The organism is uncultured Tenacibaculum sp., from assembly GCF_947502995.1.
Lineage (GTDB): Bacteria > Bacteroidota > Bacteroidia > Flavobacteriales > Flavobacteriaceae > Polaribacter.
Genome location: NZ_CANNBW010000020.1, coordinates 62,774 through 80,334, shown reverse-complemented (window position 1 = coordinate 80,334; position 17,561 = coordinate 62,774). Strand labels below are relative to the sequence as shown.

The window sequence follows — 17,561 nt, the reverse complement described above, 5'->3', positions numbered from 1 at the left end:
TTTATTCTTAAAATTAAATACTAAAAAATCTATAGGTCAAAACCGATGTTAACTCCTAGTTTGTTAGCGATTAATTTATTAATTCTTTGTTTTACTTCTGGAATTCTAACACTTTCTAAAACAGTATTAGCAAAAGCATACATTAAAAGAGCTTTAGCTTCTTTCTTAGGAATTCCTCTTTGTTGCATGTAAAATAATGCTTGATCATCTAATTGACCAATCGTACAACCATGAGAACACTTTACATCATCAGCGAAAATCTCTAATTGAGGCTTTGCGTTTATAGTTGCTTTATCACTAATTAAAACATTGTTGTTTTGTTGATAAGCATTTGTTTTTTGAGCTTCTTTCTCAACAACTACTTTACCATTAAAAACTCCTGTGGAACGATCTCCGTAAATCCCTTTATAATCTTGATGACTTTCACAGTTTGGCTCAATATGATGAACTAATGTATGATGATCAACATGTTGTTTACCTTCAAGAATAGTAATTCCTTTTTGAATAGAATTGATATGTTCTCCTTTTTGGTAAAAGTTTAAGTTATTTCTAGTAATATTTCCTCCGAAAGAGAAAGTATGTACAGAACAAACACTCTCTTTTTGTTGTTCTATATAAGTGTTATCAACTAAAGAAGCATTAATGTTATCATTCTGAATTTTGTAATAATCTACATTTGCATGAGTATCAACAAAAATTTCAGTTACAGAATTCGTTAATACTGGATGGTCAGTTAAACTTTGGTGACGCTCAATAATTTGTACATGAGCATTTCTATCAGCAACAATTAAGTTACGAGGTTGTAACATAGTCGCGTTTTCTGCCCCAGTAGTAAAGTTGATAATTTGTATAGGTTTTTCTACTTCAACGTTTCTAGGAATATGAATGTAAGCTCCTTCGTTAGCAAATGCAGTATTTAACGATGTTAAATTGTCTTCTTTTGCTATTTTATTGAAATAGTTTTCTATTACTGGTTTGTATTTTGCCTTATCTAAAGCCGATGATAGTAAGCAAACATCGATATTATCGTGAGTAGTTTCAGATAAAAAAGAACTATATTTTCCATCGATAAATATGATTTTATACGTATCAATATCATGTATGAAATATTTCTTTACATCTGCTAATTCAACAGCTTTTTCAGCTTTAGGAAATAAACTATAATCTTCTTTTAAAACTGAATTTAAAGAAGTGTATTTCCATGCTTCTAATTTTTTCGTAGGAAAGCCTAACTTTTCAAAATTTTGAAGCGCTTTTGATCTAATATCATGAACGTCAGAATTTACATTCAATCCATTTTCAAAAGCAACGTATGATGATATTAATTTATCTTTTAATTCCATTCTCTAGTGTTGTTTTTGAAATGAATTACGAGTTCACTTCTTCCTTAATCCAATCGTATCCTTTAGCTTCTAATTCTAAGGCTAAAGAAGCATCTCCAGTCTTAACGATTTTTCCATCGTGTAAAACGTGTACATAATCTGGCACGATATAATCTAATAAACGTTGGTAGTGCGTAATAACAATAACAGCGTTGTCTTTAGATTTTAATTTGTTTACACCATTAGCAACAATACGTAATGCATCGATATCTAAACCAGAATCTGTTTCATCTAAGATTGCTAATTTAGGTTCTAACATTGCCATTTGAAAAATCTCATTACGTTTCTTTTCACCTCCAGAAAATCCTTCGTTTAAAGAACGTGATAAGAATTTACGATCAATTTCTAATAATTCAGATTTCTCACGAATCTTTTGTAACATTTCTTTAGCAGGCATTTCTTCTAAACCTTGTGCCTTTCTTGATTCGTTGATAGATGTTTTAACGAAATTTGTTACAGTTACCCCAGGAATTTCTACAGGATATTGGAATGATAAAAATACTCCAGCGTGTGCTCTTTCCTCAGGTGCTAATTCACTAATATCTTCACCTTCTAATTCAATAGTTCCAGAAGTTACTTCATACTCTTCTTTACCTGCAATAACAGAAGCCATTGTACTTTTTCCAGCTCCGTTAGGTCCCATAATTGCGTGTACTTCTCCTGCCTTTACTTCTAAATTCAATCCTTTTAAGATTGACTTTTCTTCTACTTCTGCGTGTAAGTTTTGAATTTTTAACATCTTATTTATGCTATTAGCTTAAAGCTTGATTTCTAATTTTGTTTTAATTATTTGTTGAATTATCCGACACTTCCTTCTAAAGAAATCTCTAATAATTTTTGTGCTTCTACAGCAAATTCCATCGGTAATTTGTTTAATACTTCTTTACTGAATCCATTTACAATAAGTGCAATGGCTTTTTCAGTATCGATACCACGTTGATTACAGTAGAATAATTGGTCTTCACCAATTTTACTTGTAGTTGCTTCGTGCTCTATTTGAGCCGTTTTATTTTTAGCTTCAATGTAAGGGAATGTATGTGCTCCACATTCGTTACCCATTAATAAAGAATCACATTGAGAGAAGTTTCTTGCATTTTCTGCTCTAGAACCTATTTGAACTAGACCACGATAACTATTTTGTGATTTACCAGCAGAAATACCTTTAGAAATGATAGTTGACTTCGTATTCTTACCTAAGTGAATCATTTTTGTTCCTGTATCTGCTTGTTGGTAATTGTTAGTTACTGCAATTGAATAAAATTCTCCAACAGAGTTATTTCCTTTTAATACACAACTAGGGTATTTCCATGTAACAGCTGATCCAGTTTCAACTTGAGTCCAAGAAATCTTAGCGTTTGTTTCGCATAAACCTCTTTTTGTTACAAAGTTGAAAACTCCACCTTTTCCTTCAGCATCACCAGGGAACCAGTTTTGAACTGTAGAGTATTTAATTTCTGCATCATCCATTGCAATTAATTCAACTACAGCTGCGTGTAATTGATTTTCATCACGTTGAGGTGCAGTACATCCTTCTAAGTAAGATACATAACTACTTTCATCAGCAACTACTAAAGTTCTTTCAAACTGTCCTGTTCCGCCTTCATTAATTCTGAAGTACGTAGATAATTCCATAGGACAACGAACTCCTTTAGGAATATAACAGAAAGATCCATCAGAGAAAACCGCCGAATTTAATGCAGCATAAAAGTTATCTGTTGGTGGAACTACAGAACCAATATATTTCTTTACTAATTCTGGATGTTCTTGAATGGCTTCTGAAATAGGCATAAATATAATTCCTTTTTCAGCCAAAGTTTCTTTAAAAGTAGTAGCTACAGATACAGAATCCATAACGATATCAACTGCAACATTAGCTAAACGTTTTTGTTCTTCTAAAGAAATACCTAGTTTTTCGAAAGTAGCTAGCATTTCTGGATCTACTTCATCTAAACTATTTAATTTTGGTTTTTGCTTAGGTGCAGAATAATATGAGATATCTTGGAATTTAGGCTTCTCATAATTAACATTAGCCCATTCTGGCTCTTCCATTTCTTGCCAAATTCTAAAAGCTTCTAATCTCCATTCAGTCATCCATTCAGGTTCGTTTTTCTTTTTAGAAATAGCACGAACTATATCTTCATTTAATCCTTTAGGAAATGTTTCACTTTCTATATCAGTATAAAAACCATATTCATATTCTTTGGTTTTTAACTCTTCTCTTAAATCGTCTTCTGTATATTTACTCATCGTCAAGTTTTCAGTTGTTGGAATGAATGTTATAGAGAGAAGCTTTCTCCACAACCACAAGTTCTGTTGGCATTCGGATTATTAAATACAAATCCTTTACCGTTTAAACCACCAGAATATTCTAGGGTAGTCCCTACTAAGTACAAGAAACTCTTTTTGTCAACGATGATTTTTACACCATTGTCTTCAAAAAGTTTATCATTTTCTTCTTGTGAATTATCAAATTTTAAATCGTAAGAAAGTCCTGAACAACCACCGCTTTTAACACCAACACGTACAAAGTCGTTTGTAGCATCAAAACCATCTTCGGTCATTAATTGAACAACTTTCTTTTTAGCTGTGTCTGAAACTTTTATCATACTTTAAATTGATTAAGTCTAAATTGAGTGCAAAGATAAATACAAAATGTCATATTATCCTATTTTTAGAATGAATATGATCTATGCAACTATAATGTTTAACTATTTTGTCGTAAAAGTTTAATAATTATTTCTGAAAATCAGGATTATTTATGAATTCAGTATCCGAAAGTGTTAGAAGAAATGCTTTTAAATCAGCTTTGTCTTTATCGGTTAAGCGTACTCCACCTTGAGTAACTTTTTTCATTAGTGGATCTACAGTAGGAGAGTTTTTTAAGCCTTCTGAATAATGATTAATTACTTCTTCTAGTGTGGTAAAACGTCCATCGTGCATGTATGGAGCGGTAAATGCTAAGTTTCGTAGTGATGGAGTTCTAAATTTTCCGTTATCATTAGAGTCACCAGTAATTGCACCTAAACCTAAATCTGTGAAGTTTTCATCTAATCCGTTATTGTGGAATTTATTGTTAGTCCATAGTGGATTATTTTCGCTACCGTGACAATGGAAACAGTCCCCTCTGCTTTCTTCCATAAATACATTAAAACCATTTTGTTCTTCTGGAGTAAGTTCAACTTCATTGTTTAGAAACTTATCAAACTTAGAATTTCCAGAAATTAAAGTTCTTTCAAATTGAGCAATAGCTTTAACAACTAAGTTTGAATCTATTTCAATATCACCGAATGCTTCTTTAAATAATAGCGGATATTCATTGTGGTTTTTAAGTTTTGTAGCTACAACTTTCCAGTCACTATTCATTTCTAAAGGATTAGTAACAGGTTCGAACGCTTGCGCTTCTAAACCAAATTCTTTACCATCCCACGCAAAACGTTCATCAAAATTCCAAGCTAAATTAAATAATGGCATAGAATTACGAGTTCCAATTTTATTATTTACTCCTCCACTAAACTGTAAATTGTCTGTAAATGATTTTTTTGGATCATGACAAGAAGCACAAGATGTAGAGTTGTCTAAAGATAAAATAGGATCAAAAAATAATTTTTTACCTAGTCGAACTCCTTCTTTAGTTGTTGGATTTGTACTTGGAATTACAGGAACAATAAGTTTATCACTAAATAATTTTGGAGTGTTCAGTGAAATTGGAACGGGTGTATATGTTTCTTGCTCTTCATTAGCGTCTGAAGAACAAGAAATAAAAAAGGATATTATAAAAACAAGTATGTAATTACGAATCACTGTCACTGCTTAAACTAAAAACTGTAGAGCCATTAGCATTCATTAGAATTTGTGCATCGAAATTGGGCATTAACATCTGGTTTAATGTATTTAAATCCCAGGTGTTAGGATCTTCAAACCATTGGTTGATGTCTATATTTACATCAATTATTATATCATTATTTGTAACTTCAATATCTGTTAATTTAACAGCAATAGAAGTGTCCTGATATGTAGGGTTTGCAGGATCTGTAATATTTGCGGCTCTAATTGCGTGGTAATTAAAACCTGTAGCAGCTGTAGTGGTTGAGCTGGTGAATTTACCATCAAACTGCATGTAATGATATCCGCCACCTAACATTGCAGGTACATTAAAGTTAGCAGAGTTTAAATCTGCATATTCACCGTCTTTGTTATCTTCATCAGTAAAACCAAACGTAAAATCTAAACTATATGTTCCATTAAGTACAATTTTATCAGTCTCGAAAATTAAGTTTTGTTCTTCGCCAAGATCAACAAGTAAATAATCAGATAGAGGAGTTTCATTATTATTTGCATCTACTAACTTAATGTTAGATAAAACATATCTGTATCGTTCAATACTTACTTTATCTTCATTCCTGGTTTCAAATTTTACAGTATTAAAATCAGCTTTTGTAACTACTACATCATCCCATTTATGGATAAAATTAATTGTGATTTTTTTGCTTTGTAAAGTGTCATCTTCATTACTTGAACAAGAAACGATTAATAATAATGTAATTAAAGAGGTGATTATTTTATTCATTGATTTATTTGATTTTTACTATTAATAAATCAGAAAAACCTTTGTTTTCTGAAATATCTTTGTCGCTACTATTGCTTTCTCCAACAGCGACAATATTTTCATTATCTAATTCAATAACATCGTGAAGTAGATCTATATTGCTTCCTCCAATAAATTTTTGCCAAATAGTGTTTCCGTTAGAAGATATTTTTAAGATCCAAGCATCATTTTGGCCATTATTTGTGAATTGATTATCTGTGCTTCTAGAGTTTCCAACCAAAATGAAGTTGCCGTTTTTACTTGATGAAATTGAAGTACCGTCATCGAAATTTGTACCACCATAAGTTTTTTCCCAGATCATATTTCCATCTGTAGAAATTTTAATAATCCAAAGATCACCACCGCCGTTATTGGCTGTGATATTTTTATCAGAACTTCTGGTGTTTCCAACACATAAAAAGTGACCATCGGTAGTTTTAACGAGTTTAGCAGCTTTATCTATTTGTGAGCCTCCAAAATTCTTTTCCCAGATTAAATTTCCAGTGTTGCTAATTTTGATAATCCAGAAATCATAATCGCCTTTTGGGTCTGTAATATCTGTATCTGTACTGTCTGAAGTTCCTAGAATAATAAAACTATTATCATCTGTTTGAACAACATCTAAAGCTGTGTCTGTAAAAGTGCCACCAAAGAATTTTGTCCATTCTGTATCACCAGAAGCATTTAGTTTAATAGCCCAAAAATCTCCACCAGCATGTCTATTTATAAGTCTTGAATTACCTTGTCCTCCAGATGAAGTTACATCTAGTTCTCCAACAATTAAAAAACCATTATCAGAAGTTTGAATAACAGATGTTCCAAAGTCATTACCAGAAAAACCAAAAGTTCTTTTCCAGTTAATATCTCCTGAAGGAGAGAGTTTAATAAACCAAAAGTCAGAATTACCTTCATTTTGACCAACGTCACCATCGTTGCTTTTACTGAAACCAATTAACGCATACCCATTGTCGTTAGTTTGTATAATTGAATTTCCTCTATCATCTTTAGTTCCTCCATATGATTTTTGCCATTGTAAATTATCATTAGCATCATATTTAAGAACTAAGAAATCTGAATCATTTGTTGTTCTGTTTGTTACGTCACCATCAGTACTATCTACATAACCTAAAATTGCATAACCAGAATCATTTGTGGCTATAATCGAATTTCCTATTTCATTTCTAGTTCCTCCAAAGGTTTTAGTGAAATCTAGTTCTCCTAAAAAAGTAGGTTCAGGATCTTTAATTTCATCTGTATCAGGATCACTACTACAAGAAAAAAAAACTAATGATAGTGTTAGAAATAATATGTTTTTGAGATCAATCACTCGCTATTTTAAAATTAATTTTTTACCAATAATATTATTGATTTTTACAATATAAATACCACTTGATTGGCTTGATAATGGAATAGTGAAGTTTTTCTGATTAATGTTGTTCTTTTGAAATACTCTTTTTCCTAAGATATTAAATACTTCTACAGACTGTATAGGTTGATCACTGGAAATAATTCTAGGGTCTTGACGTGTAGGATTAGGAGTTATAGTAAAACTGTTTTTAGCTTTTGTAATTGGATTTGTAGATAGTGTTCCGCTTTTTCTTACTATAAATAACCCGTTATCAATATCATTGATTATTATATTTCCACTTGGGAAATACGGATAAACACTCCAAGCTCCATTAAAAGAAGTAGCATCATTAGTAGGATAAGTATCAAAGAAAGCAGTTTCAGACATTGAATTAGTGCTAGCAGCAATATTAGAAATGTCAAAAACACGCATACCTGCAGTATAATTTGCCATAAAATATTCGTTTTCTTTTACGTATCCATTATGATCTATTGCTTTGGTTAATCCAGTATGAGTTGAAGAAAGTCTAGGATTGTCTAAATCAGTTAAATCAAAAACTAAAGTTCTTGTGTTTAATCCCAAATCTCTTTCATCTGTTTCATCTCCAAGTATAAAATATCTTTGATCGTCGGTAAACCATCCTTGGTGCGTATATCCAATTTGGGGATAATCTACTGTAGCTAATTCTACTACAGCAGTCTTGTTGGTAACATCAAGAATTACAATTTCCGTTTCGTTACTACCAATATAAATTTCTTTACCAGCATGTTCTGTATCAGGACCATTGTAAGTTATAACTTGTGCATCATGAGAATAACCTGCACCTCTAAAATCACCTAATGAAGTTGGGTTTAAAGGATTTGAAATATCTAAAAAGATAGGTCCGCCACCATTATTGGCTTTACAGCCTACTAAATAAGCCACAGCTTTATCTTCGTTAATAACAATATTATGACAGCTACTTACACCTGTAAATACTGTATCAGCTGAGAAATTAGCAGGAGGAGAAGTTACATTTCTTAATTTAGTTAAATCAAAAACTTGAACGCCATGAGCACCAACATTATCCGCAACAATAAAAGCATAGTTGTTGTATACTTTAACATCTCTCCAGAAGTTAGTGCCTGCATTTGTATTTAATCTACCTAAAAATATTGGATTTAATGGATCTGATATATCAACAAAAGCAGTGCTATTTGTCATTGCGGCAATAGCATATTCTTTTCCGTTAGAAGGGTCTGTCCAGCCCCATACATCACTTCCTTCGGCTGTTGTAGAACCAGAAAGTGTTTGTTTAGAAACAATGGACATTAAATCGTAATCTTTACAAGGATATGAACCAGCAAAACCACCAGAACAAGGTGTTTGCGAAAATAGAGCGAGGTTAAAAACTAAAGTCAGAATTAAGGCTGATAGTAATTTTTTTTCAATATAGATTTTATTAAGAGTCATAAACAAATTTATGAATTTTGGTAAGTTAATTCTAAAATTAAACAGTTAAAAATGTAAAATCCCTAACATACTTTCAATTTTTTTTCATTTTAATTATCGTTTTATAGTATTTGATTCTTAAATCTAATACTATCTTTGCCAACATGTTGGAAGATAAGAATAAACAAAGAACTTCATTAGCTGAATTAGGAGAGTTTGGCTTGATAGATCATTTAACTCAATTTTTTAAAATAAATCATGAAACTACAGTAAAAGGAATAGGTGATGATTGTGCTGTTATTTCTCATGATAATGAAACTTTAATTACAACAGATTTTCTAGTAGAAGGAGTGCATTTCGACTTAAGTTATATGCCTTTAAAACATTTAGGATATAAAGCTGTAATGGTAAATATTTCTGATGTTTATGCTATGAATGCAGAAGCAGAACAAATAACTGTTTCAATTGCAGTTTCTAATCGTTTCCCTTTAGAAGCTATTGAAGAGTTATATGCAGGAATTCAATTGGCTTGTGATACTTATAAAATTGATTTAATAGGAGGAGACACAACATCGTCTACCAAAGGAATGATAATTTCTATTACAGCTATTGGTTCAGCTAAAAAGGATGAAATAGCTTACCGTAATGGGGCAAAACCAACAGACCTTATTGTTTTGTCTGGAGATATTGGTGGGGCTTATTTAGGATTACAAGTTCTAGAACGAGAGAAGGAAGTGTTTAAGGTAAATCCGCAAAATCAACCAGATCTTCAAGAGTATTCTTACATAATAGAAAGACAATTAAAACCAGAAGCAAGAAAAGATATTCCTAAATTATTGAAAGAGCTGGAGGTTAAACCAACGTCAATGATCGATGTTTCAGATGGATTATCATCAGAGTTAATTCATATATGTACGCAAAGTAAAGTTGGTTGTAATATTTATGAGGAAAAATTGCCATTAGATCCGCAAGTAATTTCTACATGTGAAGAGTTCGATTTAGATTCTACAACAGTTGCTTTAAGCGGAGGTGAAGACTATGAGTTATTATTTACAGTTCCAATAAAAGATTTTGATAAAATTAAAGGGAATCCAAATTTGTCTGTAATCGGTCACATTACGGAAGAAAATGAAGGTGTGAATTTAATCACACGTGGAAATCAGTCAATTAAATTGAAGGCTCAGGGTTGGAATTCTTTCAATCAAGAAAGATAATATTTATGGTATAAAATTTGTATATTGTTAATCGAATAAATATTTAACAATAACAAAAAATTAAAAGAAATGGGTTTATTTTCATTCATTAAAAACGCCGGAGCAAAGGTTTTCGGAATTGGTAAAACAACAGAAGAAGAAGCAGCAGAAAAAGCAAACAAACTAGTTGGTGCTGTTAATGCTTTAGAATTGTCTGTTGCAGATTTAGCAATTAACGTTGATGATGATAAAGCAACAATTAGTGGAGAGGCTGCTGATTTAGCTACAAAAGAAAAAGTAGTATTAGTAGTTGGAAATACAGAAGGTATTGCAACTGTAGAAGATAATATGACTGTGGCTGAGGTTGAAGAAGTAGCTGAAGAAGAAATGGCGCAATTCCACACAGTGGTAAGTGGTGATACTTTAGGTAAAATTGCAAAAACTTTTTATGGTGATGCAATGAAGTATCCTGTAATCTTTGAAGCTAACAAGCCAATGTTAGAACATCCAGATAAGATTTACCCTGGGCAAGTATTAAGAATTCCACCTTTAGTGGACTAACCAAAAGTTACATAACCAAAATAGAAAAGCATCACAGTATTGTGATGCTTTTTTTTATAATAGTGATAGAATTTTTTCTGATATTATTTCAGGTGAAATACTTCTCATTACATCTTCATAACCTTCAAAAGTTTTGTTTCCATATATTGAACAAGGTAACAATGGGTATTTGTCTAAATCAGGTAAAATGCAAAAATCTTTTGGCTGATTAAAAGGAGCAAACCCAGCATACGGATGTGTATTTCCCCATAAAGTAATTGTTTTTATGTTTTTCATTGCAGCTAAATGTGCATTTCCACTATCCATAGAAAGCATTATATCTAAGTTCTCGATAACATTCAGTTCGTTTTGTAGTCCATTTAGTTTTCCAGCAAGAGAAATAGTATTACTGTATTTTTTTTCAAGTTCTTCAAGGATTTTAGTATCATTCTTTCCGCCGAATAAAAATATTTGAATGTCGTTCTTAGTGAGTTGATCAATTACTTGTTCTAATAAATCTAAAGGATATGTCTTTGAATCAAACGCAGCAAAAGGAGCAATTCCAATCCAAGGTTTCGTTTTATTTCCTAGCTTAGAAATATTAGCAGAGTTCAAAGGAGATGTATTTAAAATAACTTTATTTAAGTTGATAGAAAATCCTAAATCACTAAAAACATCAACATATCTCTGATGTGAGGTTTTTAATTGCTGAATAGTTTTTTTTGTCTCGGCCGTTAATAGTTTTTTCTCTTTTCTTCCTTTATCAATTTTAAAGACTTTAATAGAACTGAAAAATTGAAATAAAGTTCGAACTACTTTAGAGCGTAAAACATTATGAAGGTCGGCAAAATGAGTAGGTTTAAGTTTTTTAAGATCTTTATATAATCTTACTAATCCGAAAAAACCTTTATGCCTTTCATTAACTTCTGCAGTGAAAAAACTCACATTTCCGATGTTTTTAAACAAAGGAGCTAAAAACTTTTTTGAAACTACTGTGATTTTTACATCAGGATTTTGTTGGATTAAAGCTTTTATGACAGGAACTGTCATAGCAACATCTCCCATTGCAGATAATCTGAAAACAATAATATGTTTTTTTTTCTTCAAGAAACGAGAATTAAATTAAGGTTCAAAAGTACGCATAAAAAAATCCACTCAGCGAGTGGATTATATTTTAAAACTTTTATGAATGCTGTAAATTAACAGAACTCGTCATAAGCTTGTGCTAAATTTTGTGCGATCATTTGAGCAGAACGACCTTCAATGTGATGTCTTTCTAACATGTGAACTAATTTTCCATCTTTAAATAAAGCGATAGCTGGAGATGAAGGTGGAAAAGGAATCATATATTCACGTGCTTTAGCTGTAGATTCTTTCTCTACACCAGCAAAAACTGTAGTTAAGTTTGTAGGAGTTTTATCTGCTCCTAAAGAAGCAATAGCTCCTGGTCTAGCAGTTCCTGCAGCACAACCACATACAGAATTAACCATTACTAAAGTAGTTCCTTCTTTTGTTAATGCAGTATCAACATCTTCTGCAGTATATAATGCAGTAAACCCAGCATCAATTAACTGATCACGCATAGGTTTTACTAATTCTTCTGGATACATAATTATTTATTTTTAGAGGTACAAAGATACTTATAATCTCATTATATTTGACATTCAAAAGAATAGAGATGGGAAAATTTACAAAATGGCTAGGAGCTGGACTTGGATTTACTTTTGGTGGTCCTATTGGTGCAATAATAGGTTACGCAATAGGAACAATGTTAGATGGAGTTAAAATTGAAGATTTTACAAGTGAGCAAGAAGATTATAAAAAAACTATTGGGAGAAAAGAAAGACCAAGTGTAAAGCAGACAACTGCTGGAGATTTTGAAATTAGTTTATTAATTTTAGCTTCGATTGTAATTAAAGCTGATGGAAAAATTGATAAGACAGAACTAGATTATGTTCGCCTACACTTCATCAATTTATATGGTAAAGAAAGAGCAAATAATGCATTCAAATTATTTAATGGAATTATAAAGAAAGATGTTTCAACAAGGCAAGTGTGTATCCAAATTCGTGAACACATGTCTCATTCTTCAAGATTACAACTAATTCACTTTTTATTTGGAATTGCAAAAGCAGATGGAATAGTAGCTGCTTCAGAAGAAGAAGCAATTCATAAAATTTCTGGATATTTATACATTAACGCCGCAGATTATGAGTCTATAAAGGCAATGTTCTATAATGAAGTTGATAGTGCATATCGAATTTTAGAAATTGAAAAAGAAGCTTCAGATGATGAAGTGAAAAAAGCTTACCGAAGAATGGCAAAGAAATACCATCCAGATCGCATACAAGATGTAGGTGATGAACATAAAAAGGGAGCTAAAGAAAAATTCCAGAGTATTCAAAATGCTTATGAGAGCATCAAGAATGAAAGAAATATGTCATAAATATCCCTTAAAAAGATCAACTAGATATAGATTTTTAAGCAATTTTAAAGGAAAAATATAAATATGAAAAAAACGTTCCTTTCTTGGAGCGTTTTTCTTTTGTTAAAGATTAGAATTACAATAAAATATGTAATTTCGCAAATTCAATATATAGAACGAAAAAATGAGTAAGAATTTTACTGAATACAAAGGATTAAACCTACCTAAAGTAGCAGAAGAAATCTTAAACTATTGGGAGGAAAATAACATATTTGAGAAAAGTGTTACAACTCGTGAAGGAAATGAACCATTCGTGTTTTTCGAAGGTCCGCCTTCAGCAAATGGATTACCTGGAATTCACCACGTAATGGCACGTTCTATTAAAGATATTTTTTGCCGTTATAAAACGCAAAAAGGATATCAAGTGAAGCGTAAAGCAGGTTGGGATACACATGGTTTACCGGTTGAACTTGGTGTAGAAAAAGAGTTAGGTATTACTAAAGAAGATATCGGAAGTAAAATTACAGTTGAAGAATACAACGAAGCTTGTAAAAAAGCTGTAATGCGTTATACAGATATCTGGAATAACCTTACTCACAAAATGGGATATTGGGTAGATACAGAAGATCCATATATCACATACAAACCAAAATATATGGAATCTGTTTGGTGGTTACTTAAGCAGATTTATAATAAAGATTTAATTTACAAAGGTTATACAATTCAACCGTATTCACCTAAAGCAGGAACAGGATTAAGTAATAACGAATTAAATCAACCAGGATGTTATCGTGATGTAACTGATACTACAGTTGTTGCGCAGTTTAAAGCAGTTGAAGAAACGTTACCAGATTTCTTACAGAATGAAGGAACAATTTATTTCTTAGCTTGGACGACAACACCTTGGACGTTACCAAGTAACACTGCTTTAACAGTTGGGCCAAAGATTGATTATGTTTTAGTAGAAACATATAATCAGTATACTTTCGAACCTATAAATGTTGTATTAGCAAAAAATTTAGTTGCTAAACAATTTGCTGGTAAAAAGTTTAATAAAGTTGAAGCTAAATCAGATCTAATATCATATAAAGAAGGAGACAAACAAATTCCTTTTTATGTAGTTAAAGAATTTAAAGGAGCTGATTTAATCAATATCAAATATGAGCAATTAATCGATTATGTATTGCCATATGAGAATGCAGAAAATGCATTCCGTGTTATTGGAGGAGATTTTGTAACTACGGAAGATGGAACAGGAATTGTGCATACTGCGCCAACTTTTGGTGCAGACGATGCTTTTGTAGCTAAAAAAGCTGTTCCTGAAATACCACCATTATTAGTTCTTGATGAAAATGGAGAACCGGTACCTTTAGTAGATTTACAAGGTCGTTTCAGACCAGAATTGAAAGAGTTTGGAGGGAAATATGTGAAGAATGAATATTACACAGAAGAGGATGCTCCTGAAAAATCAATCGATGTTGAGATTGCGATTAAACTAAAAACAGAAAATAAAGCCTTTAAGGTTGAAAAATATGTGCATAGTTATCCACATTGTTGGAGAACAGATAAACCAATTTTATATTATCCATTAGATTCTTGGTTTATTAAGGTTACTGAGGTTGGAGAGAAAATGTTTGATTTAAATCAAACGATCAACTGGAAGCCAAAATCAACTGGTGAAGGTCGTTTCGGAAATTGGTTAAAGAACGCAAACGATTGGAATTTATCACGTTCTCGTTTCTGGGGAATTCCATTACCGATATGGAGAACTGAAGACGGAACAGAACAAATTTGTATTGGTTCTTTAGAAGAATTAAAATCAGAAATAGCAAAAGCTGTTGAAGCTGGAGTTATGGATTCAGATATTTTTGCTGAGTTTGAAGTTGGTAATATGTCTGAAGAAAACTATGATAAAGTTGACTTACACAAAAATGTAGTTGATAAAATCATATTAGTTTCTGCTTCAGGAAAACCAATGCAACGTGAAAGTGATTTAATAGATGTTTGGTTCGATTCTGGGTCAATGCCTTATGCACAATGGCACTATCCATTTGAAAACAAAGAATTAATTGATAATAAAGAAAGTTATCCAGCAAACTTTATCGCAGAAGGAGTAGATCAAACGCGTGGATGGTTTTATACTTTACATGCCATTGGAACAATGGTGTTCGATTCTGTAGCGTATAAAAATGTAGTATCTAACGGATTGGTTTTAGATAAAAACGGGCAAAAAATGTCGAAGCGTTTAGGAAACGCTGTCGATCCGTTTACCACATTAGCAGATCATGGACCAGATGCAACGCGTTGGTATATGATTTCAAATGCAAATCCTTGGGATAACTTAAAGTTTGATATCGCTGGAATTGAAGAGGTAAAACGTAAGTTCTTTGGAACATTATACAACACATATTCATTCTTTAGTTTATATGCTAATATCGATGGATTTACTTATGCTGAAGCTGAAATTCCTTTAGCTGAGCGTCCAGAAATCGATCGTTGGATCCTTTCTGAATTAAATACTTTAGTTGCTAAAGTTGATAAATTCTATGCAGAATATGAGCCAACAAGAGCAACAAGAGCAGTTTCAGATTTTGTTCAAGATCACTTAAGTAACTGGTACGTTCGTTTATGTAGAAGACGTTTTTGGAAAGGAGAATATGCTCAAGATAAAATTTCTGCTTACCAGACATTATACACTTGTATGGAAACTGTAGCTAAGTTAGGAGCACCAGTTGCACCATTCTTTATGGATCGTTTATATAAAGATTTAAATGCAGCAACAGGTAAAGAATCTTTCGAAAGTGTTCATTTAGCAGAGTTTCCAAAATTCAATGAAGCTTTGGTTGATAAATCGTTAGAGCGTAAAATGGAAAACGCACAAACAATTTCATCTTTAGTACTTTCTTTAAGAGCTAAAGAAAAAATAAAAGTTCGTCAACCATTACAAAGAATCATGATTCCTGTTTTAGATGATACTCAAAAAGAGGAAATCTTAGCTGTTTCAGATTTAATAAAATCGGAAGTAAATGTAAAAGAAATAGAACTTTTAGATGATGCTTCAGGTATTTTAGTAAAACAAATCAAACCAAATTTTAAAGCCTTAGGTCCAAAATTTGGAAAAGACATGAAATCTGTTGCTTCTGAAATTCAGTCTTTTACGCAAGAACACATTGCTCAGTTAGAAAAAGATGGTCAAATTTCTATTGAAATTAGCGGAAAAATGATTACATTAGAAACGGCTGATGTAGAAATTTCATCAAAAGACATAGAAGGTTGGCTAGTGGCAAATGCTGGTGGTTTAACAGTTGCGTTAGATGTTACGATTACAGATGAACTACGTAAAGAAGGTATAGCAAGAGAACTTGTAAATAGAATTCAAAATGCACGTAAAGATTCAGGTTTTGAAGTAACTGATAAAATCAAATTAACGTTTTTAAATCTAGAAGAGTTACAACAATCTGTGTTAGCTAATGAAAACTACATAAAAACAGAAACACTTACTAATGAGTTGGTTTTTGTTGATGCTATTGAGAATGGTACAGATATCGAGTTTGATACCATTAAAAGTAAGATGTTAATCGAAAAAGCATAGTAGTATGGCAGAAGATGTTAAAGTAAGGTACTCTGATAGTGACCTACAAGAATTCAAAGAAATCATTCAAAAGAAAATGCAGCGAGCCGAAGAGGATTTAGAGTTATTAAAATCTTCATACGAAAATGGTGCTGGAAATGGAACGGATGATACTTCTCCGACATTTAAGTCGTTTGAAGAAGGAACAGAGACTATGGCTAAAGAGCGTAATATGCAATTAGCTATTCGTCAAGAAAAGTTTATACGTGATTTAAAAAACGCTTTAATTCGTATTGAAAACAAAACATACGGAGTGTGTAGAGTTACAGGTAAACTTATTCAGAAAGAAAGATTGAAATTAGTACCTCATGCAACCTTAAGTATTGAGGCCAAAAGAAAACAATAAGCAAAAGCTTCCTTTTTAGGAAGCTTTTTTATTTTATGAGATACTACATTACTTTAGTTATAATACTTGTCTCTCAGTTTACAATTTTGGGGCAAAATAGTTCCTTTAAAAGTTTTGTTTCACCTTTAAATGAAATAGAGGTTAATGTTAAAGCATTAGATGAAGTGAAAATTCAAAATTCGGAGACTAATGAAATAGAAATTCATGTATTGAGCCAATCTGAACAGCATTATGATGTTATTACAAAAGAGTTTGAAAGTTTCTTAAAAATAGATTTTAAAGCAAGTTCGTTGTCAAGAAATGTTTTCAGAAAATATATAACGAAAAGAGTTAATAGAGCATCTGTGTTAATTAAGATTCCTGAAAATAAGAGCTTAACTATAGTTGGAGAGAATGTAGATGTTATTTCTGAAAATTATAAAGGAGACTTAAATATTTTTATTGAAAAAGGATATGTCAATTTGAACGAAGTAAAACGTAGTTTAAACTTAAAACTATTTCAAGGAAATGTATATTTCTCTTCAAAAAAATCGAACTTTAATATCAAAACAAATAGAGGTAAAATAAAATGTAATGATAGTTTAAAAACTTCGCCTTATCTTAAAAAAAACAGAAGCCTTAAAAAACAAATTAAAGTTTCTTCTATTCGAGCAAATATCTTCGTAAATGAATTATAATCT

Annotated in this window: 16 protein-coding genes; 6 read left to right on the top strand and 10 right to left on the bottom strand. The window is 31.6% G+C overall.

Going from position 1 to position 17,561, the window contains the following annotated elements; all coding sequences use genetic code 11:
- Positions 1–29 precede the first annotated feature (29 nt).
- The 8 genes from sufD to Q1A46_RS16435 form a co-directional block, all read right to left on the bottom strand.
- The gene (gene sufD / locus Q1A46_RS16470; protein WP_299681319.1) at positions 30–1,343 is read right to left on the bottom strand and encodes a Fe-S cluster assembly protein SufD; all 1,314 of its coding nucleotides are present in this window, start codon (positions 1,341–1,343) and stop codon (positions 30–32) included.
- Between the two features lie 25 nt (positions 1,344–1,368).
- Positions 1,369–2,121, bottom strand: a complete 753-nt coding sequence (sufC, locus tag Q1A46_RS16465; RefSeq protein WP_299622219.1) for a Fe-S cluster assembly ATPase SufC — start codon at positions 2,119–2,121, stop codon at positions 1,369–1,371.
- Between the two features lie 59 nt (positions 2,122–2,180).
- On the bottom strand, positions 2,181–3,629 hold the full coding sequence (gene sufB / locus Q1A46_RS16460; protein WP_299681316.1) for a Fe-S cluster assembly protein SufB: 1,449 nt from the start codon (positions 3,627–3,629) through the stop codon (positions 2,181–2,183).
- Between the two features lie 29 nt (positions 3,630–3,658).
- Complete coding sequence (locus Q1A46_RS16455; RefSeq protein ID WP_095069089.1) at positions 3,659–3,988, bottom strand: iron-sulfur cluster assembly accessory protein; 330 nt, start codon at positions 3,986–3,988, stop codon at positions 3,659–3,661.
- A gap of 127 nt (positions 3,989–4,115) precedes the next feature.
- Entirely contained in the window at positions 4,116–5,183 is a 1,068-nt protein-coding gene (locus tag Q1A46_RS16450) for a cytochrome-c peroxidase (RefSeq protein ID WP_373456515.1), read from the bottom strand.
- Positions 5,173–5,949 (bottom strand): MbnP family protein, encoded by a 777-nt coding sequence (locus Q1A46_RS16445; protein ID WP_299681301.1) that lies wholly within the window; start codon positions 5,947–5,949, stop codon positions 5,173–5,175. The genes Q1A46_RS16450 and Q1A46_RS16445 overlap by 11 nt, the downstream gene beginning before the upstream one ends.
- A 4-nt stretch (positions 5,950–5,953) precedes the next feature.
- Entirely contained in the window at positions 5,954–7,294 is a 1,341-nt protein-coding gene (locus Q1A46_RS16440; RefSeq protein ID WP_299681298.1) for a hypothetical protein, read from the bottom strand.
- Between the two features lie 3 nt (positions 7,295–7,297).
- Entirely contained in the window at positions 7,298–8,767 is a 1,470-nt protein-coding gene (locus Q1A46_RS16435; protein ID WP_299681295.1) for a choice-of-anchor B family protein, read from the bottom strand.
- 143 nt (positions 8,768–8,910) lie between these two features.
- Between Q1A46_RS16435 and thiL the strand changes: the two genes are divergently transcribed.
- Together thiL and lysM are read left to right on the top strand one after the other, a co-directional pair.
- The gene (gene thiL / locus Q1A46_RS16430) at positions 8,911–9,960 is read left to right on the top strand and encodes a thiamine-phosphate kinase (protein WP_299681292.1); all 1,050 of its coding nucleotides are present in this window, start codon (positions 8,911–8,913) and stop codon (positions 9,958–9,960) included.
- A 69-nt stretch (positions 9,961–10,029) separates the two neighbouring features.
- A complete protein-coding gene (gene lysM / locus Q1A46_RS16425) occupies positions 10,030–10,500 on the top strand; it encodes a peptidoglycan-binding protein LysM (protein ID WP_299681289.1) in 471 nt (156 codons plus the stop codon).
- A gap of 54 nt (positions 10,501–10,554) precedes the next feature.
- Here the strand turns inward: lysM and Q1A46_RS16420 are convergent, their stop codons facing one another.
- Together Q1A46_RS16420 and Q1A46_RS16415 are read right to left on the bottom strand one after the other, a co-directional pair.
- Positions 10,555–11,586 carry a glycosyltransferase family 9 protein gene (locus Q1A46_RS16420; RefSeq protein ID WP_299681286.1) on the bottom strand — a complete coding sequence of 344 codons (1,032 nt, stop codon included), beginning with the start codon at positions 11,584–11,586 and terminating at the stop codon, positions 10,555–10,557.
- A 92-nt stretch (positions 11,587–11,678) separates the two neighbouring features.
- Positions 11,679–12,089 carry a BrxA/BrxB family bacilliredoxin gene (locus Q1A46_RS16415; RefSeq protein ID WP_299681283.1) on the bottom strand — a complete coding sequence of 137 codons (411 nt, stop codon included), beginning with the start codon at positions 12,087–12,089 and terminating at the stop codon, positions 11,679–11,681.
- A gap of 68 nt (positions 12,090–12,157) precedes the next feature.
- On the opposite strand from Q1A46_RS16415, the gene Q1A46_RS16410 reads away from it, so the two are divergent.
- The 4 genes from Q1A46_RS16410 to Q1A46_RS16395 all read left to right on the top strand — a co-directional run bounded on the left by Q1A46_RS16410 (position 12,158) and on the right by Q1A46_RS16395 (position 17,558).
- Positions 12,158–12,925: a TerB family tellurite resistance protein gene (locus tag Q1A46_RS16410; protein ID WP_299681280.1), complete on the top strand. Its 768-nt coding sequence runs from the start codon at positions 12,158–12,160 to the stop codon at positions 12,923–12,925.
- Between the two features lie 163 nt (positions 12,926–13,088).
- A complete protein-coding gene (ileS, locus tag Q1A46_RS16405; RefSeq protein WP_299681277.1) occupies positions 13,089–16,496 on the top strand; it encodes an isoleucine--tRNA ligase in 3,408 nt (1,135 codons plus the stop codon).
- Positions 16,497–16,500: 4 nt separating this feature from the next.
- Entirely contained in the window at positions 16,501–16,881 is a 381-nt protein-coding gene (locus Q1A46_RS16400; protein WP_299681274.1) for a TraR/DksA C4-type zinc finger protein, read from the top strand.
- Between the two features lie 35 nt (positions 16,882–16,916).
- A complete protein-coding gene (locus tag Q1A46_RS16395) occupies positions 16,917–17,558 on the top strand; it encodes a hypothetical protein (RefSeq protein ID WP_299681271.1) in 642 nt (213 codons plus the stop codon).
- Positions 17,559–17,561 lie beyond the last annotated feature (3 nt).